The 21219-nt window shown below is 40.4% G+C and carries 18 protein-coding genes and 1 pseudogene; 15 read left to right on the top strand and 4 right to left on the bottom strand.

Features of this window, described 5'->3' with window-relative positions; all coding sequences use genetic code 11:
- The first annotated feature begins 152 nt into the window (after positions 1-152).
- The 10 genes from glyA (at position 153) to P20311_RS04600 (ending at position 10561) form a co-directional block, all read left to right on the top strand.
- Positions 153-1409: a serine hydroxymethyltransferase gene (glyA, locus tag P20311_RS04645; protein WP_008110222.1), complete on the top strand. Its 1257-nt coding sequence runs from the start codon at positions 153-155 to the stop codon at positions 1407-1409.
- Between the two features lie 107 nt (positions 1410-1516).
- Positions 1517-1966, top strand: coding sequence for a transcriptional regulator NrdR (nrdR, locus tag P20311_RS04640; RefSeq protein ID WP_008110220.1), 450 nt, complete (start codon positions 1517-1519; stop codon positions 1964-1966).
- Positions 1967-1968: 2 nt separating this feature from the next.
- Positions 1969-3096 (top strand): bifunctional diaminohydroxyphosphoribosylaminopyrimidine deaminase/5-amino-6-(5-phosphoribosylamino)uracil reductase RibD, encoded by a 1128-nt coding sequence (ribD, locus tag P20311_RS04635; RefSeq protein ID WP_008110219.1) that lies wholly within the window; start codon positions 1969-1971, stop codon positions 3094-3096.
- A gap of 24 nt (positions 3097-3120) precedes the next feature.
- Positions 3121-3774: a riboflavin synthase gene (locus tag P20311_RS04630; protein WP_008110218.1), complete on the top strand. Its 654-nt coding sequence runs from the start codon at positions 3121-3123 to the stop codon at positions 3772-3774.
- 28 nt (positions 3775-3802) lie between these two features.
- Positions 3803-4915, top strand: coding sequence for a bifunctional 3,4-dihydroxy-2-butanone-4-phosphate synthase/GTP cyclohydrolase II (gene ribBA / locus P20311_RS04625; RefSeq protein ID WP_008110217.1), 1113 nt, complete (start codon positions 3803-3805; stop codon positions 4913-4915).
- 93 nt (positions 4916-5008) lie between these two features.
- Positions 5009-5473 (top strand): 6,7-dimethyl-8-ribityllumazine synthase, encoded by a 465-nt coding sequence (gene ribE, locus P20311_RS04620; protein WP_008110216.1) that lies wholly within the window; start codon positions 5009-5011, stop codon positions 5471-5473.
- A 15-nt stretch (positions 5474-5488) separates the two neighbouring features.
- Positions 5489-5902, top strand: coding sequence for a transcription antitermination factor NusB (gene nusB, locus P20311_RS04615; RefSeq protein WP_008110215.1), 414 nt, complete (start codon positions 5489-5491; stop codon positions 5900-5902).
- A gap of 84 nt (positions 5903-5986) precedes the next feature.
- Positions 5987-6961, top strand: coding sequence for a thiamine-phosphate kinase (gene thiL, locus P20311_RS04610; RefSeq protein ID WP_008110214.1), 975 nt, complete (start codon positions 5987-5989; stop codon positions 6959-6961).
- Positions 6958-7443 (top strand): phosphatidylglycerophosphatase A, encoded by a 486-nt coding sequence (locus P20311_RS04605; protein ID WP_008110211.1) that lies wholly within the window; start codon positions 6958-6960, stop codon positions 7441-7443. The genes thiL and P20311_RS04605 overlap by 4 nt, the downstream gene beginning before the upstream one ends.
- Positions 7444-7474: 31 nt before the next feature.
- A complete protein-coding gene (locus tag P20311_RS04600) occupies positions 7475-10561 on the top strand; it encodes a ligand-binding sensor domain-containing diguanylate cyclase (protein ID WP_008110210.1) in 3087 nt (1028 codons plus the stop codon).
- A 62-nt stretch (positions 10562-10623) separates the two neighbouring features.
- On the opposite strand, the gene dxs is transcribed toward P20311_RS04600, so the two are convergent.
- The 3 genes from dxs to xseB all read right to left on the bottom strand — a co-directional run bounded on the left by dxs (position 10624) and on the right by xseB (position 13733).
- Entirely contained in the window at positions 10624-12486 is a 1863-nt protein-coding gene (gene dxs / locus P20311_RS04595) for a 1-deoxy-D-xylulose-5-phosphate synthase (RefSeq protein ID WP_008110208.1), read from the bottom strand.
- 114 nt (positions 12487-12600) lie between these two features.
- A complete protein-coding gene (ispA, locus tag P20311_RS04590) occupies positions 12601-13488 on the bottom strand; it encodes a (2E,6E)-farnesyl diphosphate synthase (protein WP_008110206.1) in 888 nt (295 codons plus the stop codon).
- Positions 13489-13490: 2 nt separating this feature from the next.
- Positions 13491-13733, bottom strand: coding sequence for an exodeoxyribonuclease VII small subunit (xseB, locus tag P20311_RS04585; protein ID WP_008110204.1), 243 nt, complete (start codon positions 13731-13733; stop codon positions 13491-13493).
- A gap of 302 nt (positions 13734-14035) precedes the next feature.
- Between xseB and pomA the strand changes: the two genes are divergently transcribed.
- The 4 genes and pseudogenes from pomA to P20311_RS04565 all read left to right on the top strand — a co-directional run bounded on the left by pomA (position 14036) and on the right by P20311_RS04565 (position 18374).
- Positions 14036-14803 carry a flagellar motor protein PomA gene (gene pomA / locus P20311_RS04580; RefSeq protein ID WP_008110202.1) on the top strand — a complete coding sequence of 256 codons (768 nt, stop codon included), beginning with the start codon at positions 14036-14038 and terminating at the stop codon, positions 14801-14803.
- A gap of 2 nt (positions 14804-14805) precedes the next feature.
- Positions 14806-15726, top strand: a complete 921-nt coding sequence (locus tag P20311_RS04575) for a flagellar motor protein MotB (protein WP_008110200.1) — start codon at positions 14806-14808, stop codon at positions 15724-15726.
- A 147-nt stretch (positions 15727-15873) separates the two neighbouring features.
- Positions 15874-16358: pseudogene (locus P20311_RS04570) on the top strand (hypothetical protein).
- Positions 16359-16433: 75 nt separating this feature from the next.
- Positions 16434-18374, top strand: coding sequence for a DNA topoisomerase III (locus P20311_RS04565; RefSeq protein ID WP_008110196.1), 1941 nt, complete (start codon positions 16434-16436; stop codon positions 18372-18374).
- Between the two features lie 28 nt (positions 18375-18402).
- Here the strand turns inward: P20311_RS04565 and P20311_RS04560 are convergent, their stop codons facing one another.
- Complete coding sequence (locus tag P20311_RS04560) at positions 18403-19713, bottom strand: M20 family metallopeptidase (protein ID WP_008110193.1); 1311 nt, start codon at positions 19711-19713, stop codon at positions 18403-18405.
- Between the two features lie 109 nt (positions 19714-19822).
- On the opposite strand from P20311_RS04560, the gene P20311_RS04555 reads away from it, so the two are divergent.
- Positions 19823-20680, top strand: a complete 858-nt coding sequence (locus tag P20311_RS04555) for a tetratricopeptide repeat protein (protein WP_008110192.1) — start codon at positions 19823-19825, stop codon at positions 20678-20680.
- Positions 20681-21219: the final 539 nt, after the last annotated feature.

Genomic DNA, 21219 nt, shown 5'->3' with positions numbered 1-21219 from the left:
TAGTTTATAAAAAAATATCATCATCAAAATGCTGTGAAATAGTTTCAATCCCTGTTTAAATATCCTCAACTTAAGAGCGTAGGCAAAACGTCGTTTTAAGCGTACAATAAAGCCTCTAAAAAATACCCATACACGTTGCCCAGGAGACCCCAATGTTAGAACGTAGCATGAATATTTCGGACTTTGATCCAGAGTTATTTGACGCGATGAGCAAAGAAACATCACGTCAGGAAGAGCATATTGAGTTAATTGCATCTGAAAACTACTGTAGCCCACGCGTACTTGAAGCGCAGGGTTCTCAGCTGACTAACAAATACGCTGAAGGTTACCCGGGCAAACGTTACTACGGTGGCTGTGAGCACGTAGACGTGGTTGAGCAACTTGCTATTGACCGCGCAAATGAATTATTTGGTACAGATTACGCAAACGTACAGCCTCATGCCGGTTCACAAGCGAATGCTGCTGTTTTCCAAGCTCTTTTAAGCCCACTTGATACTGTATTAGGCATGAGCCTAGCGCACGGTGGTCATTTAACGCACGGCTCACACGTTAACTTCTCTGGTAAAACATACAACGCAATTCAGTATGGCCTTAACGAAGAAACTGGCGAAATTGATTACGCACAAGTTGAAGCGTTAGCACTTGAGCACAAACCAAAAATGATCATTGCTGGTTTTTCTGCATACTCAGGTATTGTTGATTGGGCTAAGTTCCGTGAAATTGCAGACAAAGTAGCTGCTTACTTATTTGTTGATATGGCGCACGTTGCAGGTCTAATTGCTGCGGGTGTTTACCCAAGCCCAGTACCATTTGCTCACGTTGTAACAACCACAACACACAAAACATTAGCGGGTCCTCGCGGTGGTTTAATCATCTCTGCGTGTGGCGATGAAGAAATTTACAAAAAGCTAAACAGCGCTGTTTTTCCAGGTGGCCAAGGTGGTCCTTTATGTCATGTTATTGCTGCTAAAGCGGTCGCATTTAAAGAAGCACTTCAACCTGAGTTTAAAACATACCAAGCACAAGTTGTTAAAAATGCACAAGCAATGGTTGCGGTATTACAAGAGCGCGGCTACAAAGTAGTATCGGGTAAAACTGACAACCACTTATTCTTACTTGATTTAATCGACAAAAATATCACAGGTAAAGATGCAGATGCTGCCCTAGGTAACGCGAATATCACGGTTAACAAAAACTCAGTACCGAACGATCCACGTTCACCATTTGTTACCTCTGGTCTGCGTATTGGTTCACCAGCAATCACTCGTCGTGGCTTTAAAGAAGCTGAATCAAAAGAGTTAGCGGGCTGGATCTGTGATGTACTAGACAACATCGAAGATGAGTCAGTACAAGCGCAAGTAAAAGAAAAAGTGAAAGCAATTTGTGCAAAATTACCTGTTTACGCTTAATCCAAGAGTAAAATAGTAATTTAGATCACAACTGCACACATTTTTGTTATGATAATGGCCGCTATAATAGCGGCCATTTTTTGTTTTTAAAACGGAAACACACAGTTATGCATTGCCCATTTTGCACCGCCAAAGATACTAAAGTTATTGATTCTCGCCTTGTAGGTGGGGGACACCAAGTACGTAGACGTCGTGAATGTAATGAATGCCACGAACGATTTACCACCTTTGAAGGGGCTGAATTAGTGATGCCACGGGTCATCAAGCAAGATGGCAGCCGCGAACCGTTTAATGAAGATAAGTTACTAAATGGCTTAACTCGCGCCCTCGAAAAACGCCCCGTAAGCACTGAACAAGTTGACGAAGTGGTTAATATTATTAAATCGCAGCTGCGAGCCACTGGCGAACGCGAAGTGTCTAGCCATTTGGTGGGTGAGTGCATTATGGAAGCACTTAAAAAGTTAGATCAAGTGGCCTATGTAAGATTTGCCTCAGTGTATCGCTCGTTTGAAGATATACGCGAATTTGGTGAAGAAATAGCCCGCTTAGGAGAGTAGTAATGACCAAGCAAAGTTCGTTTTCAGAGGATGATAAACGCTACATGGCTCGCGCTATTGAACTGGCAAAAAAAGGACGCTTTACCACCACTCCTAATCCTAATGTTGGCTGCGTACTCGTAAAGAATAATAAAGTAATAGGTGAAGGATTTCATCAGTTAGCGGGTCAAGGTCACGCAGAGGTAAACGCACTGGCTATGGCTGGCGAAAATGCAAAAGGCGCAACCGCTTATGTAACACTTGAGCCTTGCAGTCATTATGGTCGAACACCGCCATGTGCTGAAGGGCTAAAAGCAGCAGGTATTAAAAAAGTGATTGCCGCAATGGTTGACAGCAACCCGCAAGTTGCAGGCAAAGGTCTGAAAATTTTAGCGGATGCTGGTATAGAAGTCGCTTACGGGTTACTTGAAGCGCAAGCTCGCGCATTAAACCTTGGGTTTTTTAAGCGCATGGAGCAGGGATTACCCTTTGTGACTTGCAAAATGGCCGCAAGTATAGATGGTAAAACGGCGCTTAAAAACGGGCAAAGTAAATGGATAACTGGCCCCGCAGCGCGCCAAGATGTGCAACTATACCGAGCACAAAACTGTGCAATTTTAACCGGTGCCGATACGGTATTAATGGATGATGCAAAATTAAATGTGCGCCCAGAAGAGTTACCGTATTCTTTACCAACTGATTTACCACTGCGCCAACCGGTTCGCGTTGTTATTGACTCACAAAACAGACTTACCCCTGATCTTGCCTTATTTTCAATTCAAAGTGAGGTGATAATATTTACCACCAAGGTTGATAAATCGCATCAGTGGCCTCATTTTGTTAAACAGATTGAAGTACCTGAAAATAATAATAAAGTAGATTTACTGGCCGTGTTACACACGCTTGCCCAATTGCAGTTTAATAATGTGTGGCTAGAGGCCGGAGCGACACTGGCCGGTAAAATGACAGAACTTGATTTAATTGATGAGTTTGTTTTTTACATTGCTCCTAAATTAATGGGCAGCGATGCTAAAAGTTTACTAAATTTCCCAGAGTTAATGAGTATGCAAAATACCATTAATTTAACTTTTAATGAGTGTGTGCCAATCGGTGATGATTTACGTATCACAGCACTAAAAAAAGCTCATTAATCATTTTATATAAAGAGTAGCACTATGTTTACTGGAATAGTTGAAGCGACAGGTAAAATTGCGTTATTACAAAAAAAACAAGGTGATTTAGCTATTCGTATCCAAAGTAAAAACCTTGATATGAGTGATGTTAAGTTAGGTGACAGTATTGCAACCAATGGTGTCTGCCTGACGGTTGTTGATAAGCATATTGACGGCTTTAGTGCAGACTTATCAAATGAAACGATTAGCTTAACAGGGTTTGCACATTACGCATTAGGGCAAACCGTTAATCTAGAAAAGGCGATGCAACCTGTTTCGCGCCTCGGTGGTCATTTAGTGTCTGGCCATGTAGATGGCATTGCCACTATCACAGCAATTAATGCCAATGCGCGAGCAACAGAATATTGGTTAGCCACCGATGAAAATTTAATGAAATACATTCCTTACAAAGGGTCGGTTTGTATTGATGGTATTAGCCTGACGGTTAATGCAGTTGAAGGTAATAAATTTAAACTGACTATTGTGCCCCACACCAGCGGGCAAACGACCATAGCTGATTTTCAAGTCGGTACCAAAGTGAATTTAGAGGTCGACCAAATAGCACGTTATTTAGAGCGCCTAGTTAGAGGGGCTGAACAACCTACGGGTTCAGATATTTCGATGAGCTTACTCGCTAAAGCGGGCTTTATAAAATAACGACATTGACAACTTATACGAGCAACTTATGAATTTAAACAGTGCACAAGAAATAATTGATGACATTAAAGCCGGTAAAATGGTTATTTTAATGGATGATGAAGACAGAGAAAATGAAGGCGATTTAATTATTGCTGCTGAACACATTAGTGCAGAAGCCATTAACTTTATGGCGACTCATGGCCGTGGACTAATTTGTTTAACGATGACTCAAGAGCGTTGCTCGCAGCTTGATTTACCATTAATGGTAAAAAATAATGGTGCCGCATTCTCAACTAACTTTACTATGTCTATTGAAGCATCAAAAGGGGTTACCACAGGTATTTCTGCAGCGGATCGTGCCCGCACTGTTCAAGCTGCCATCGCGAAAGGCGCTGTGCCAAGCGATATTGTACAACCAGGTCATATTTTTCCTATTATGGCGCAACCAGGCGGCGTGTTAACACGTGCAGGGCATACAGAAGCAGGGTGTGACTTAGCGCGTTTAGCAGGGCTTGAGCCATCATCAGTGATTGTAGAAATCCTAAATGAAGATGGCACCATGGCGCGTCGTCCTGATTTAGAAGTATTTGCTAAGCAACATGATATTAAAATTGGCACCATTGCTGATTTAATCGAGTACCGTAACCTAAACGAAACCACAATTGAGCAAGTTGCAAAATGTAAATTGCCCACTGAACATGGTGAGTTTGACTTAGTGACTTACAAAGACACCATTGATGGGCAGTTACACTATGCATTGCTTAAAGGTGAAATAAAGCAACAAGAACCGACCTTAGTACGTGTGCATTTACAAAGTACCTTTAACGATATTTTACTCTCTGATCGCAATGCTGACCGTAGTTGGGGTTTATCGCAAGCAATGGCTTATATTGCTGAGCATAATGGCGCCTTAGTTATTTTAGGTAAGCAAGAAAGCACTGAAGAGTTAGAAGCCACAGTAAAAGCGTTTGCCGCAGCTGATGAGGGTGAAAATGTGACGCCACGTAAATTTCAAGGTACTTCGCGCACCGTAGGTGTGGGTTCGCAAATTCTGGCTGATTTAGGTATTCAAAAAATGCGTTTGATGAGTTTACCTAAAAAATACCATGCATTATCAGGGTTCCATTTAGAAGTGGTTGACTACGTAGAGCCACAATAATTACGCGCTAGGTTATTATTTTATTTATGTGGTATAATGCGCATCAATTTTTGCGCAACCGAAATCGCTTAAACTTATTTTTAGGGTTATCAAATGAAAATTATTGAAGGTAATAAATACGCTCCAGGCAAAAAGTTTGCCATTGTCATTTCTCGTTTTAATGACTTTATTGGTAGTAGCTTGCTTGCAGGTGCTGTTGATGAGCTAAAACGTACTGGTGGAGTATCAGAAGACGATATTACCGTGATTTACGTACCCGGTGCGGTTGAATTACCTTTAGCAGCGAAACGCGTTGCAGCAAAAAAAGAATATGATGCAATTATCGCCTTAGGTGTAGTGATCAGAGGGGGCACGCCTCACTTTGATCTCGTCGCTGGCGAGTCAAATAAAGGGCTTGCACAAGTATCGCTTGAGTATGATATCCCGGTTGCATTTGGCGTATTAACCACTGAAAGCATTGAGCAAGCAATTGAGCGCGCAGGTACCAAAATGGGTAACAAAGGCGGCGAAGCTGCTTTAGGTGCGCTTGAAATGGTTAATGTGTTAGATAAAATTTAAGTTTAAGGAATTTTTGTGAAACCAGCAGCAAGACGTAAAGCACGTATCTTAGCACTTCAAGCCGTGTATTCATGGCAATTAAGCGGCAATGCAATTGCCGATATCGAACAACAAATGTTGATCGAAAACGATGTGACTAAAATTGATGTTGAATATTTTAAAGATTTAGCGCGTGGAGTTGCCGTAAATCATAAGCAACTAGACGAAGCTGTATCGCCTCATTTAACTCGTCCATTTGATGAATTAGACGAAGTTGAACGTGCAATCTTACGTTTAAGCAGCTACGAGCTTAAATTTCGTGAAGATGTTCCTTACAAAGTGGCTATCAATGAAAGCATTGAATTAGCGAAAATGTTTGGCGCTGAAGATAGCCATAAATTTGTAAACGGTGTACTTGATAAAGCTGTAAAACAGTTACGCAAGTCATAACAACTTAAGCTGCATATTAATTTCAGTGAGTTGTTATAAATAACCGTTAAAAAGGAGAGCCGGCATAGGTCGGCTTTTTTGTGTATGAAGGAATTTGAATTAATTAATCACTACTTTAAAGGTCGCGGTATCACTCGTCGCGATGTTAATTTAGGGATTGGAGATGACTGTGCGCTTGTCACTGTACCAGCAAACTGTCAGCTTGCTGTAACAACAGATACCTTAGTTGCTGGGGTGCATTTTTTTCATGATATCTCTCCTCGCGCATTAGGGCATCGAGCTCTGGCAGTAAATTTAAGTGATTTAGCTGCCATGGGTGCAGAGCCTACATGGGTATCGGTTGCACTCACGTTGCCAAGTATCGATCCACAATGGATTGCAGAACTGACTGACGGTATGCATGAAATTGCTGAGTACTTTAATGTACAAATTATTGGTGGCGATACGACTCAAGGCCCACTCAGTATTACTATTTGTGCAAAAGGCACGGTTCCTGAAGGTAAAGCACTGCGTCGAAGTGGCGCAAAAGTGGGCGACTGGATTTTTGTAACCGGACCGCTAGGTGATGCTGGTTTGGCTATTGAGTCAAAAAAACAAGGTTTGCCAGTTGCACCTGAACATTTAAAGCATATTAATAAATGTTTAAACTTTCCAACGCCACGCGTGGCCGCCGGACAAGCTTTGCGTGGCTTAGCGTCATCAGCTATTGATATTTCAGACGGTTTACTTGCTGATTTAGGTCACATTTTGGATTTGTCACAGGTCAGTGCAACAATCAATATTGAAAATGTACCTACTTCTGATGCGATGCAAGCGAGTCTTGATTTTGAGCAACAGCTTCCTTTTATACTCAACTATGGCGATGACTATGAACTACTTTACACTGTCCCAGACAGCAATAAGAGTATGCTCGATATTAAGTTGCGCCAATACGGTGTAGAAGCAACCTGTATCGGCCAAATCAAAAGTGGTGACGGGAATATAGAATTATTACACCAAGGTGAAAAGTTTGTTTTTGAGCACAAAGGCTTTGAGCACTTTTCCAAGGAGCAGGTTTGAATAAAAACCGATTATTTAATTTAAAACGCCCACATCAATTTTTTGGTTTGGGTTTTGGTACAGGGCTTGCGCCTAAAGCCCCAGGTACATTTGGTACTTTAGCGGCGTTACCGTTTATTTTTATTACCATGCATTTTCCGTTATGGTTACAAATTGTATTTGCGGTGGTGATCAGTATATTTGGTATTTGGGCATGTGGAAAAACAGCCGATGACCTCCAAGTTCATGACCACCCCGCTATTGTTTGGGATGAAGTCGCTGGTTACTATATAACGATGATTGGTGCAGCACTGAATTGGCAAACATTATTAGTGGGCTTTTTACTATTTCGCTTTTTTGATATAGCAAAGCCAGGGCCGATTCGTATACTTGATAAACGTGCTCATGGTGGGTTTGGTATTATGGCCGATGATGTACTTGCAGGTATTTTTTCGCTTATTTGTTTGCAAGCATTGATAAAAGTAGGTTTACTACCCTTTTAATTTATTATTTGTTTAACTAGGTGGCAGCACTATGATGCGATTTTTATTGGTTTGTGTACTCTTGATGTGTGCCATGCCAAGTACGGCTTCAATTACTGATTACGTAGTTAAACAATGGAACATTAAAGACGGACTTCCCTCACAATCCCTCAAAAGTGTGGTGCAAGATAACCAGGGCTACATGTGGCTTGGTACGCAATTCGGATTAAGCCGATTTGATGGTAACACTTTTACTAATTACAACACTCAAAATAGTCTGTTTTTACCCAGCAATGGCATCAATAAATTACTGATTGATGGTGAAGGCTTGTTGTGGATAGGCACGAAAAATGGCCTTGTGGTTATCGATCCTGAGAAGCTAACCGCACAAGAGTTTAATATTAAAGGCCCTGTTAGAGACATTCTTGAAGACTCTCAAGGCAGTATTTGGATAGCAGCTAATGGGCTCTATTATATAGACAGAGGCCAAATAGAGCTGCGCGACCAACTAAATAATCCCAGCCCTATTGTAAACGCTACTGCTATCACCCAAATAGTAGGGTCAGTCAGTAAAATGGCGCTCTCACCAGAGGGAATTTGGCTGGTTAACGACCGTAATTTATTACGCCTGACGCAAAGCGCGTCTGATTTTTCTAAATTGCGCTTAGAGCTTACCGCTAAAGTGGCCTTGCCTGATCGTTTAGCACAAACAATTGTTCACGACTTATCCTTTTTAAATGGCAATTTATATCTTGCTTCTGAGCTAGGCGCTTACTTTTTAGATTTAGATGATGAGCTACGCCCGTTTCCACTGCCCAATGCTAATAACTCAGCTGTGTATAAATTTATGAGCGACGGTAATGGCGGCTTGTGGGTATCAACCTATGGACGTTTATTGTTCAGGGCTAAATCTAATGATTGGCAGTGGGTTGAACCCAGCCAGTTAGATCAGAGTATTTGGTTTGCTGATATATTTAGAGATGATGAAAATAACATATGGTTAGCGAGTTTTAGTGAAGGATTATGGCTTGCTCACGAAGGGCGAATAGAGCGCCATTCTGCCATTTCTAAAATGACCGAAGCGGTAATGGCAATTAGTAAATCACCTGATGGTAAGTTATGGATTGCCAATAAAAGTGGCGTTGGCTATTTTGATGCCGATAAAACTTTTATTAATGTTATTAATAGTGCCAAGTATGGAAATGCCTCGGTGCATGACCTGCAATTTGATGGCGATCGCCTTTATGTTGCTACTGGCAGAGGCTTGTTTTTTTACGAGTCGAATACCTTATATAGTTTCCCTGCTCGTGCATTGAGCGATAACCCAGTTTTTGCAATTAGCACTTCAACTAAAGGTGGTTTTTGGGTAGGCACCGGACGAGGGTTATACCGTTTAAATTACAATGGTTTAAACCCTTTTGCGTACAATGCTTTTTTAGGCAGTAAGTTTGTAACCTATGTTTTAGATAAACCAAATTTTGGGGTTATTGGCACCAGTAAAGGCGCGTATTACTTTACTGAACGCGGGATAGAAAAAATAGGTGACCAAACCACCTTAGAAAGTGCGTATGTGACCAGCATTTTACATATAAAAGGGGTAGGCATTTTAATTGGCTCGCTTAACGATGGCCTGTTTTATCGCAGTGGACAAGGGCAATGGCAGCAACTAGACGCCGCCAATGGGTTGCCATATGGTTCTATATTCAGCTTAGAATACGATGACACCTCAAAGCGAATTTGGGTAAGCACCATGAAAGGGGTTTACCGCATGCCTGTTGAGCAATTTAAAGCCAACATCGAAAGCCTAAAAGTAGAAGAAGTGATCTCTTCATTTGACCGTCAGCTCGATGGTAAAGCCAGCCAATGTTGTAATGGTTTAGGCCATGATGCGGTGGTTGATATGGATAACTCTATTTGGTATCCCAGTTTGCAAGGCGTTGTAGAAATCCCTAAAGACGTAGAGTTATTTGGATTACGCTCACTTAAACCAACTATAGAAACCTTAACCACACCATCACGAAAGCTTGCAGCTGCTGCGTTAGGTGAAAAACCGGTTCTTGAGACCGATGAGCGTGATGTGACACTTACCTATACTGCGATTGATTATTACGCTCCGGCAAGTATTGAGTTTAGATATAAACTTAATGGGCTTGATAACGATTGGCGCTATGCAAATACCCGTCGAGAAGCAATTTATACAAATTTACCCGCCGGTATGTTTTTATTTGAATTAGAAACTAAACGCCAAGGTGAGGATTGGGGTAAAGCGCAATCAGCCGAATATGCGTTTGTTGTTCCTGAACGGTTTGGTGAAACCATCTACTTTAGATTACTGATCACCAGTGGTTTTGTACTGCTGTTTTATTTAGTGTTTTGGGTATTTAAAGTTCAAGAGCGACGTAAGCAACAAGTACTCGAAGGGCTTATTACTGAACGAACCCTAGAGCTTCGTCAAGCGAATGATAAATTAAACCAAGTAAATTCTCAGCTTAAACTTGTTAGTCACTCTGATGAGCTAACTGGGCTGAGAAGTCGTCGTTTCTTGTTTGATCAACTACCAAAAGATATTGAGCATTTTCAGCGTAATTCGCAGTCATTACAGGCTCAGGGCAAATCTTTGGTGTTATTAATTATTAATTTAGATAACTTTAGCCGTATTAATGATGCTTATGGCCCTATTGCTGGAGATAGCTGTTTACAACAAGTGGCGGCATTACTTAACTCCCGTACTCAAGGCTCTGATTACGTTGCACGTTGGAGTGGTGATGAGTTTTTACTGTTATTGCGTGACTTTAAGTGTAATTTAATCGACAGCTATGTGTCAGAGTTATGCCAAGCCATTGCCGATTATAACTTCCAGCTTCCGAACGGCGAAACAACGAGTATTACCTCATCAGTGGGTTGGTCTTTCTATCCGCTCCCCCTGTTAGGTGGTCAAGTTATTAGCTGGGAGACATCGATTAATTTAGCTGATATCGCATTGCATCAAGTTAAAAAACGCGGTGGCGATGGCGTTGCTAACATTACCTTTGATGAGCAATTAGATGCATTTGAGTTTGAGCAAAACCCGAACTTTGAACAGCAGATTGGCTTATTGCAAAGTAATGGCTTGGCCGACATTAAGGTGTGGATGCGCTAGAGATTATAAGTGAGCAACAAAAAAGGAGCCAATGGCTCCTTTTTTATTAAACACTATAAGTATTAGCTCATAAATGCTTTAATTGTAGTTAATATACCTTGTCCACCTAACCCCATTTCATCATGCATTTGCTGTTGTGTACCGTGTTTAATAAATTCATCCGGTATACCTAAGTTAAGTATTTTTACAGCCGCTTTTTGGGTAGCTAAATACTCATTAACAGCCGAGCCTGCACCACCAGAAATTGCATTATCTTCAAGCGTTACAATAATATCGTGGTTAGCGACAAGCTCATCAATTAACCCTGTATCAAGTGGCTTAATAAATCGCATATTAACTAAAGTCGCATTGAGCTCATCTGTGGCCAGTTGCGCGTTTTCAAGCAAGGTACCAAATGACAATATAGCCACCTTAGTTCCTTGTTTAATTACATTCGCTTTACCAATTTCGAGCTGTTGCATAGCACTTTGAATGTCTGCGGTGCCAGCACTACCACGCGGGTAACGCACGGCTACAGGGCAATCGGCTTGATAGCCAGTGTATAGCATTTGACGGCATTCGTTAGTGTCACTAGGTGCCATAATAACCATGTTAGGAATACAGCGCATAAAGCTTAGGTCGTAGGCGCCTTGATGGGTTTCACCATCGGCTCCGACAATACCTGCGCGGTCAATAGCAAATAATACCGGTAGGTTTTGCAATGCAACATCGTGAATTAGTTGGTCATACGCACGTTGTAAAAAGCTAGAGTAGATAGCAACAACGGGTTTTAACCCTTCACAAGCAAAACCTGCAGCAAGGGTTACAGCGTGCTGCTCTGCAATTGCGACATCAAAATATTGTTCTGGGTGTTCTTTAGAAAAGCGCACCATTCCTGAACCTTCACGCATCGCAGGGGTAATTGCCATTAGCTTGTTGTCTTGCTCTGCCATGTCGCACAGCCAATCACCAAATACACTTGAAAAAGTTGCAGCGCCTGGCTTAGATTTCGGCAGGCTTGATGTTGCAGGGTCAAATTTTGGTACGCCATGATAACCAATAGGATCGGCTTCTGCTGGTTTATAGCCTTTGCCTTTTTGGGTTTTAATATGCAGCAGCTGTGGGCCTTTTAAGTTACGCATGTTGCGTAGCGTATCTACAAGCATATTTACATCATGGCCATCAATTGGACCAATGTAATTTAGGCCTAATTCTTCAAAAAAAGTACCCGGGATCATCATCCCTTTAATGTGTTCTTCCATACGGCTGGCAAGTTCTTTTACCGGCGGTACACCAGAAAGAAGCTTTTTACTGCCTTCGCGGATGTTGGTATAAAAGCTACCTGATAAAATACGCGCAAAATGATTGGTTAACGCGCCGACGTTTTCAGAAATCGACATTTCGTTATCGTTCAAAATAATCAACATATCTGATTTAACATCACCTAAGTGATTCATCGCCTCAAAGGCCATACCTGCGGTAATTGCGCCATCGCCTATCACCGCCACGGTTTTACGACCTTTGCCTTCTTTTTGCGCAGCAATAGACATACCCAGCGCCGCTGAAATAGAGGTGCTTGAATGGCCAACACTAAAGGTATCGTATTCACTTTCGTCTCTAAATGGAAATGGGTGCAATCCATCTTTTTGGCGAATGGTGTGCATTTGGTCACGACGTCCCGTTAGTATTTTATGTGGGTAGGCTTGATGACCTACATCCCAAACCAAACGATCGTCGGGAGTGTTGTACACATAATGTAATGCAACGGTAAGTTCTACGGTTCCTAAACCAGACGCTAAATGGCCGCTACTTTGCGATACTGAATTGAGTAAGTAATCACGCAATTCATGGCTAAATGCAGGAAGCTTATCTTGTGCTAAGTCTCGCAAGTGGGCTGGTTCGTTCACCAAATTAAGTAATGGATACTTGCTGCTATCAAGTGTCATGGTTTTTTATATATCCTTCGCTAATATTAACTTCCCTCAAAAAAGCTAAGTTTAAGAGGCGGCTTAATATTTAGTAATAATTTTGTTCTAAGATTTAATACGTTTTAGCCATGTTTAATGGTCACGTTCAATTAAATAGTTTGCCAATGCTGCTAAGCTGGTTGTGTCTGCGTCAATATTAGCTAACGCCTCATGGGCTTGTTGTATCAAATTTAGTGCTTTTTGCTTAGCACCTAGCATACCTAATAAAGCCGGGTATGTCGCTTTATTCGCAGCAATATCTGACCCTTGAGGCTTACCTAAAGTTAGTGTGTCGCCCTCAACATCTAAAATGTCGTCATGAACCTGAAAGGCCAGCCCGATAGCATACCCAAAAGTAGATAAGTTATCTAAAGTGTGTTGGCTAATATTAGGGGCACAAAGTGCGCCCAAAGTAATCGCACAATTTATTAATGCGCCTGTTTTAAGTTTATGAATACGTTCTAATTCATCAACCGTAATAACTTTATCTGTTGCTGCAATATCGCGGCCTTGCCCGGCGACCATTCCTTGCAAGCCAGAAGCATGTGCTAATTCTGCAATCATTTTTAACTGAGCTTCTGTTGAGCATTTAAATGTGTGCTTAGCAATAAGCTCAAACGCTAAGGTTTGCAGTGCGTCACCTGCTAAAATAGCTTGTGCTTCACCATAGACAATATGACATGTAGGACGGCCACGACGTAAATCATCGTCATCCATAGCGGGTAAATCGTCATGCACTAATGAATAACTATGAATGCATTCTATCGCTGCTGCTAGCACATCTAAATCACGTTTTTCAGCACCGAGCATTTTGCCTGTGGTATAAACCAAAAAAGGGCGTAATCTCTTCCCGCCATTCATTAGACTATAATGTGTGGCTTCTTTTATAGTGTTGTCGCTTTCAAGAGGTTGTTCGAAATAAAGATTGAGCGTATTAGCTACGTCATCTTGAGCGAGCTTTATTTGTTCTTTTATGCTCACAATTATTCCATATCGTTATCAAATTGAGTAAGCGGTGCTTTTTCGTCATTACCCATTAATATCGACACCTTTTGTTCGGCTTGTTGAAGTTTGCCAGAAGACGCACTGGCTAATGCAATACCGCGCTCAAATTGCTTTAAAGACTGTTCAAGCGATAAATCACCTTGTTCCATTTCACTGACAATTGTTGTTAACTCTTCTAGTGCTTGTTCGAAACTTAAATTTTCAGGTTTTTTAGTCGCCATCTTTATTTTCAACTTACATAATAAATTTAGACGCCAATTTTAGGGGGAATGCTAAACTAGGTCAAAGAATGATATGGTTTTTTGATAGATAAATGCTGTTAATTGGGTTTTATTGCGCTTCTTAGTTATTTTTTAACATGTTTAAAATTGAGTGTTAGATAGATTGCGATAGTTGATCTAAAATAGATGAGCGCTTAACTTTTTCGGTTATCATAAAAATCACTTAAGTATTTCAGTATCTTGCCGATAAACAATTAATAACAACGCTTGCGAAGAAAAAATATAAAACCTTTGGAGGGAATGTGGATTTAGCAACCATTATTGGGATCCTTGGCGCAATTGGCTTAATTGTCATGTCCATGTTTATGAGTAGTAGCGGTGAAGTCGCTATGTTTTACAATACCCCTTCAGTGGTTATTGTGTTTGGTGGTTCCCTTTTTATCGTTTTATCTAACTTTACTATGTCGCAATTTTTTGGCATTGGTAAGGTTTGTGCAAAAGCGTTTATGTTTAAAATTGAACCCCCTGAAGCGTTAATAGAGAAAGCTGTCGAACTTGCTGACTCTGCCCGTAAAGGTGGTTTTTTAGCATTAGAAGAGGCTGAAATTCCAAATCCATTTATGCGCAAAGGCGTTGATATGCTTGTAGATGGACATGATGCAGATGTAGTGCGTGCAACATTACAAAAAGATATTTCCCTCACAACAACTCGTCATGAAATGGGTGCAAGCTTATTCAAATCGTTAGGTGATATTGCTCCTGCAATGGGGATGATCGGTACATTAATCGGTTTGGTGGCTATGTTATCAAATATGGATGACCCAAAAGCAATCGGTCCAGCCATGGCGGTCGCCTTATTAACAACGTTATATGGGGCATTTTTGGCGAATGTTGTCGCTATTCCTATTCAGGTAAAACTTGAATTGCGTAAAGACGAAGAAGCAATGAACCAGCGACTTATTTTGGATGCGGTATTAGGTATTCAAGATGGCCAAAACCCTAAAGTAATCGAAGGGATCTTGAAAAATTATTTGGCTGAGTCAAAACGCGCAGTAAACACTGAGGAATAATTATGTCTGATGAAGAGTGTAAATGCCCACCCCCAGGGTTACCTGCATGGATGGGGACATTTGCCGATTTAATGTCGCTATTAATGTGCTTCTTTGTACTCTTACTCGCGTTTTCTGAAATGGATGTGCTTAAATTTAAGCAAATTGCAGGCTCTATGAAGTTTGCTTTTGGTGTACAAAATAAAATAGAAGTAAAAGACATTCCAAAAGGGACATCTGTTATTGCTATGGAGTTTACGCCGGGTAAACCTGAGCCAACTCCTATAGAAACCATTCAGCAACAAACGGTTGAAATGACCCAACAAATGCTTGAGTTTCAGGCGGGAGATGAAAGCTCCGCAGGTGGACGTCAAGAGCAACGTGGTGAAAAGCGAGGTGGTGAATCAAGTAGTACCTCTGAGGAAGTTGCTTCAGCGCCTGCAGTTTCTGCTGCCGATCAAGAACAAATAAATGACTTAGTTAAAAAAATTGCACAACAGCTTGAAAAGCAAATTATTGATGGGGCTATTGAGCTTGAATCTTTAGGGCAGCAAATCATAATTCGTATTAGAGAAAATGGCTCGTTTCCATCGGGGAGTGCATTTTTACAACCACAATTTAAACCTATCATTCAAGATATTGGCCGATTACTTAAAGATGTACCCGGTGAAATTACGGTGTCTGGTCATACGGATGATTTTCAGGTTTCCAACGAGCTTTACATTAATAACTGGGATTTATCATCTAAACGCGCAGTTGCGGTAGCGAGTGAATTACAAAAAGTTCCAGGTTTTGATAAAACCAGAATGATGGTGGTAGGACGTGCAGAAACTAGGCCCTTAGTGCCGAACGATTCCCGCGAAGATCGAAGACGTAACCGCCGTGTAGAAATATCAATTTTACAAGGCAAGGCAAAAGAGTCAGCGCCAATTGATGTAAGATAGAATGACTTGGCTATGTACCTTTTTTAGCATGGAATGCAACATTCTTAACAAATGTAATGGGGCGAATATGTTAACTAAGTATTGTAGTATGCCTGGTAACGGCGATGGAACTGATGAAGATACAAAAGTTAAGTAAGGTTATTTAGTTTGCCTGAATGGTTTTTGTATTTTGTAAGTATATTAAGCAAAAGCTGGGTTCTTATTTTGAGTCCGGCTATTTTTATATTCTTTATCCTCAAAGATTATTTAGCTCTTAGGTTCGTTGTTATTACTGCCGCTTTTTCTTATTTGGCACTGTGACCTACTCAAGTTTAATGGCGTTTGATGATGGTATTTATATATACCGTTACCTTGTATGGGCATTAACAGATATTACTTGGATGGCACTTATTGCTTATTGGGGTCTTAAAGATAAAGTGCATTTGTGGCAATGTTTACTTGGGCAGCTTATTGTTATTGGTGCACCCATTCTTCAATTATTTCGCTTAGTTGACCGACACCTTTGGGATTTATCTTATAGCACTGTGATGTATCAAACATTTATGCCTTTAATAAATATTGCCACTGTTGTTGTCTGCTACCTGCCTCTTTTATATCTTTTTGTTAATAAGCGAAATAAAGCTTTAAGTTAGAAACTATAAAAATATCCCCAGTTTTAAACTGATATGCTAAACTACTGTTTATATGAACAGTGTTAGGGTGTGGTTATGAAACTTTATATTGCTGAAAAACCTTCATTAGGACGCGCTATTGCAGATGCGCTTCCAAAACCTCATAAAAAACACGATGGTTATATTGAAGTGGCGAATGGTGATTATGTGTCTTGGTGCATAGGCCATTTGCTCGAGCAAGCAGAACCTGATGACTATGACGAACGTTTTAAAAAGTGGCAGTTTGAACATTTACCTATTGTGCCAGAACATTGGCAACTTAAAGCAAAGCCTAAAACTCGTAAACAACTTACTATTTTAAAAAAGCTAATTAAACAAGCAACAACACTTGTACATGCTGGCGATCCTGATCGTGAAGGCCAGTTACTGGTTGATGAAGTTATAGAGCAAGCAAAAATCAGCCAAGCAAAAAAACAGAATATTCAGCGTTTATTGATCAGTGACTTAAACTTAACGGCAGTTAAAAAGTCACTAAATAGTATGCGTGCTAACCGTGACTTTATTCCTTTGAGCGTTTCTGCTCTGGCGCGGTCTCGTGCTGATTGGTTGTTTGGCATGAACTTGACGCGTGCATACACATTAGCGGGGCAAAAAGCGGGATTTGGTAATGTATTGTCGGTTGGGCGAGTGCAAACACCCATTTTGGGCCTAGTAGTTAATCGCGATAACGAGATAGCAAATTTTGTATCAAAACCATTTTATGAAGTACTTGCTCACCTTGATACACCTAAGGAGCAATCATTTACTGCTAAGTGGATACCAAGTAAAGCGTGTGAACCTTATCAAGATGAAGAGGGCAGAGTGCTTAACAAAGCTTTAGCTGAAAATGTAACTTCACGTATCGCTAATCAACCAGCAAGCGTAACTGCTCTTGAGCAAAAGCAAAAAAAACAAACCGCGCCGCTTCCCTATAATTTGTCTGCTTTACAAATAGATGCCGCTAAAGCGTTCGGATTGCCAGCGCAAAAAGTGCTCGATATTTGCCAGGTTTTATATGAACGTCATAAGTTAATTACTTACCCACGCTCAGATAATCGTTATCTACCAAAAGATCATCACCAAGATGCAGCTGCGATACTAAAAGCGATTGCAGTAAATGGAGGCCAAAAAGCAGAATTTGTTAATGGAGCAGATGCAAAAAAACGAAGTAAATGTTTTAACGATTCAAAAGTAGCAGCTCACCACGCGATTGTACCAACAGCTAAACAGTTAAAAACTGTGAGTTTAGCCAATGATGAAGAAAAAATTTATCAGTTAATAAGTCGACACTATTTAATTCAGTTTTATCCCGATTACATTTACAACGAAACCAAGGTAGAGGTAACTATAGCGAGTGGTTTATTCAAAGCTAATGCAAAACAAGATGTAAGCTTGGGTTTTAAATTGCTTATGGGTAAGTCAGAACTTAAAGAAGAAGCAACATTGCCTTATTTGGAAAAAGGCATGGTACTTACCTGTACTAAAGGTGAGGTGGTGCAAAAGCATACAACTCCTCCTGCTCATTTTACCGATGCAACCTTACTTGCTGCTATGACGGGAATTAGCCGTTATGTAAAAGACTCGCAAATCAAAAAAATATTAAAAGAAACAGATGGCCTTGGTACTGAAGCCACTCGCGCAGGTATCATTGAACTATTATTTAAACGTCGCTTTTTAAAACGTGAAGGAAAAGCAATTAAAGCAACTGAAACAGGTCTGGCACTAATTAGTGTATTACCTGAGGGGTTATCAAGCCCCGATTTAACTGCAAAATGGGAGTCGAGTTTAGGAGATATCGCTCAGCAAGCAATGAGTTATCAGCAATTTATACAGCCTTTGCTAGCTGATTTAACTAATTTTGTAAGCCAAGCAACTAACTGCGATAGTAATGTATTTGCACATTTGCCAAAAACATCGCCTAAGAAGCGTTTTGCTAAACGTACAAAGAAAGCGCCGTATAAAAAGTCGAGTTACAAAAAAAGCCCTGCGGTAAATTAAACTCAGGGCTTGAAAATAACCTTGAAGATTATTGATTGAATAATGCCGCAGCGGCATTGCTCATTGCAGTTATTCCAGTTGGAAGCGCTACTTTATAATCGGGAGCAAATTTACTTGAATGTAATGAAGGGAGTGTTTCGTTATTTTTCATCGCATTTGTATATTGCTGTTGGTTAACTCCGCCTAACCAAAATAAAGTAATGGGGATGTTTTCATCTGTTCTACCATATAGTCCAAAGTCTTCACCAGCCATAACAGCTTTAGTTGCAAGTACATTTTTTACACCAATTGCATCAGCAATGGCACTCCTAACTATATTTGTTTGCTCCGGATTATTGTAAGTAGATGGAATCGATTCACTTTCATGAACATACACTTCTGGGTAGAGCGCTTCTTCTAAGCCAGCACTGTGTGCAATACCTGCAGTAATACGTTTAATCGCAGCAATTTGCGCATTTCTAACTTCCGGGTTATAGCTACGCAGAGTAAGTTGTAGCTTTACTTCATCAGAAATTACATTGTGTTTTGAGCCGCCATGGATAGATCCAACAGTGATCACTGATGGTTCAAGAGGAGATAACTCCCGACTCGTAATTGTTTGTAATGCTAAAATGGTGCGAGCAGCAATAATAACAGGATCAACAGTCGTATGAGGATAGGCTCCATGGCCTCCTTTGCCTTTTATTGAAATATCAACTGAGTCGACGCTTGCCATAGTGTACTCATTTTTCAGAGCAACTTTTCCTGCAGGTACACTAGCACTAACATGCAAAGCAATAATATGATCGGGTTTTGCGTATTTGCTAAATAACCCCTCACTAAGCATTGCTTTTGCACCACCCCCAACTTCTTCAGCCGGTTGCGCAACCATCATTAAAGTACCTTGCCACGACTGTTTATTTTTAATTAGTTGTTGCGCGGTGCCTATAAATGAACTCATATGAATATCATGACCACAACCATGCATAACACCGACTTTGCTACCTTGTTTATTTATTGTGGTAACAGTTGATGCGTATGCTTTTCCAGTTTGTTCTGTTATCGGTAAAGCATCAGTATCAGTTCGAATCATAACGGTAGGGCCTTGACCATTTCTATATATACCTACGACGCCATAACCGCCAACGCTATTGGTTACATCAAACCCAAGCTTTTGAAGCTGCGAAGCTATTTTTTTACCTGTTTGTTGCTCATGATAAGACAGTTCAGGTGACTGGTGTAAATCTAGATAAAGCTTTTCTATTGCTGGCATACTTTTATTAAGATCCAACTTGAGTGTTTGCGCACTTAATAATGGGCTAACTAATAAACACAGTGCACTCGCATATACTAATTTCATATTTCCCTCGCTACCTTATAATGTATTTAAATGATTTAAATATATGGCTTGTAATTATTATCTTCATCACCATATAAAAACCTAAATAGATGAACATGGCAATAACTCAATGAACAATATAGTTAGTCTTAACGCACAAAACCTTCAGCAAGTATTAGGTGAAACATCACAACAAAAGTTAGTACTACTTAACTTTTTTTCGCCACAAAGCCCAGAATGTATTAGCCAAGCAGCTATTTTAGATAAGCTAGCCGCCGAATATAATAACTATATAGTTGTTGCAAACTTAGATTGTGATGCAGAGCAAGCACTTGCCTCTCAACTTGCCCAGCAAGTCGGTTTACAAACCTTGCCTACTTTAGTGTTATTAAAAGACTCAGCTCCAGTTGATGTATTAGCGGGTGCACAAACAGAAAGCCAAGTACGTGATGCCCTATCTAAACACTTACCTGCGCAACAAGACCTATTATTAGAGCAAGCCAAGCAAACACTGGTTAATAGTGATTTAAATGCCGCGTTTAATTATGCTAAGCAAGCGTATGAATTAGATAGTAGTAATGCGAGAATTAAATTAGTGCTTGCAGATATATGTATACAGATTCACAAACTCGATGAAGCCTCAGCATTAATAGAAACAATAGAAGCACAAGATCAAGATGCATACTTTAATAACATTAAAGCTAAATGTGAGGCTGCGCTAGAGGCAACCGATTCACCTGAAATAAAAGCATTGCAAGAAAGAGTAGCCAAGCATCCCAATGAGCTTGAATTACAAATGGAGCTAAGTAACCTACTCAATGAAGCAGGAAGGAAAGAAGAAGCATTAGAAACACTCTTCACTATTCTTAAAAAAGATCTGAATTTTGATGATGCTAAGCCAAACTTCTTGGCTGTTATTGCGTCTTTACCAGATGGCGATGCGCTAGCTGCTAAATATCGTCGCAAGCTCTATAGCATTTTGTATTAACGATTAAGATAAACTCTCTATAAAAAGCACCTATGTTAAGGTGCTTTTTTGTTTCTGCGTTAGGGTAGCCGGGTAAAAGCAAGGTTATCCACAGGGTTTTGTGAGTATCTTGTGTGCCTAGGTGGGGTATCTTTGGGGTAAAAATTAAATGCAAAAAAGCGTTTAAAAACGCTTGCGTTAAAATCGATTAGCCCTATAATGCGACCCCACTGAGACGGGGAACGCCAACGCATAGCGAGGCACGAGCTACTCAGTGAGTCGAGTAAAACTTAGTTTTGAAAACTTTAAAGTTTAACAAAATTAAGTGTTGACAAAAAAATAGGAAAGCGTAATATGCGCAGCCCTAGCGAGATAAAGTTTAACGCTTTAATCGCAACGTTCTTTAACAATATAAAGCAATCATCTGTGTGGGCACTCGTACAGATTGAGTTCTAACAGCCAAGCTACTTAGGTGGTGAGGCAAACAAATTTAGAGTCTCAATTTAAACTGAGTGACCAACAGCAATGACTTACTTAGGTTTTACTTAAGAAAAGAATTG

It is taken from the genome of Pseudoalteromonas sp. BSi20311, assembly GCF_000239875.1.
GTDB lineage: Bacteria > Pseudomonadota > Gammaproteobacteria > Enterobacterales > Alteromonadaceae > Pseudoalteromonas.
This window is presented reverse-complemented; position numbering and strand designations above follow the sequence as displayed.

Bases quoted from the DNA above. Each gene is read 5' to 3' on its own strand.
- glyA (WP_008110222.1), top strand. From the start codon at position 153: ATGTTAGAACGTAGCATGAATATTTCGGACTTTGATCCAGAGTTATTT.
- nrdR (WP_008110220.1), top strand. From the start codon at position 1,517: ATGCATTGCCCATTTTGCACCGCCAAAGATACTAAAGTTATTGATTCT.
- ribD (WP_008110219.1), top strand. From the start codon at position 1,969: ATGACCAAGCAAAGTTCGTTTTCAGAGGATGATAAACGCTACATGGCT.
- P20311_RS04630 (WP_008110218.1), top strand. From the start codon at position 3,121: ATGTTTACTGGAATAGTTGAAGCGACAGGTAAAATTGCGTTATTACAA.
- ribBA (WP_008110217.1), top strand. From the start codon at position 3,803: ATGAATTTAAACAGTGCACAAGAAATAATTGATGACATTAAAGCCGGT.
- ribE (WP_008110216.1), top strand. From the start codon at position 5,009: ATGAAAATTATTGAAGGTAATAAATACGCTCCAGGCAAAAAGTTTGCC.
- thiL (WP_008110214.1), top strand. From the start codon at position 5,987: ATGAAGGAATTTGAATTAATTAATCACTACTTTAAAGGTCGCGGTATC.
- P20311_RS04600 (WP_008110210.1), top strand. From the start codon at position 7,475: ATGATGCGATTTTTATTGGTTTGTGTACTCTTGATGTGTGCCATGCCA.
- dxs (WP_008110208.1), bottom strand. From the start codon at position 12,486: ATGACACTTGATAGCAGCAAGTATCCATTACTTAATTTGGTGAACGAA.
- xseB (WP_008110204.1), bottom strand. From the start codon at position 13,733: ATGGCGACTAAAAAACCTGAAAATTTAAGTTTCGAACAAGCACTAGAA.
- P20311_RS04575 (WP_008110200.1), top strand. From the start codon at position 14,806: ATGTCTGATGAAGAGTGTAAATGCCCACCCCCAGGGTTACCTGCATGG.
- P20311_RS04565 (WP_008110196.1), top strand. From the start codon at position 16,434: ATGAAACTTTATATTGCTGAAAAACCTTCATTAGGACGCGCTATTGCA.
- P20311_RS04560 (WP_008110193.1), bottom strand. From the start codon at position 19,713: ATGAAATTAGTATATGCGAGTGCACTGTGTTTATTAGTTAGCCCATTA.
- P20311_RS04555 (WP_008110192.1), top strand. From the start codon at position 19,823: ATGAACAATATAGTTAGTCTTAACGCACAAAACCTTCAGCAAGTATTA.